The organism is Desulfotomaculum sp. (assembly GCA_003513005.1).
GTDB lineage: Bacteria > Bacillota > Desulfotomaculia > Desulfotomaculales > Nap2-2B > 46-80.
The window spans coordinates 7,353-7,715 of the sequence record DOTD01000010.1 but is presented as its reverse complement, the minus strand read 5'-3'; the positions used below and the strand labels follow the sequence as shown (position 1 = coordinate 7,715).

The window sequence follows — 363 nt, the reverse complement described above, 5'->3', positions numbered from 1 at the left end:
ACATGCAATCTGTTATAGCGGTCATTGCGGCTGCGGCCTTTAGTCAGACCGACATAACGCCAGTTTGCTGCCTTGTAACAAGTACCACGGAACCGGTCCACTTCCACGAAGGTTTCCAAAAGAAGCAGACTGTGGCCGTACTTGTTCTGCCAGCCTGCTTGCCGCAGGCAGGTCACTTTAGGATGCGCCTGATAATAATAGAAAGGACGTGGCTGGCCAGGTGGGGAACTCTCACCCATGGCAAGATCAGAAAGCGGGTGTTGTTGGTTAAAAGGCGCAGGTGATTAATCCGGGTATCCCTGTCCCAGCCGAGGTATTCATCCCTAGCGGCGCAGCTCCAGGCGGCGGAGCCAAAGAGCAGGC

Annotated in this window: 1 pseudogene; it reads right to left on the bottom strand. The window is 55.1% G+C overall.

The window, feature by feature from the left end:
* Positions 1-363, bottom strand: a pseudogene (locus tag DEH07_00710) (hypothetical protein).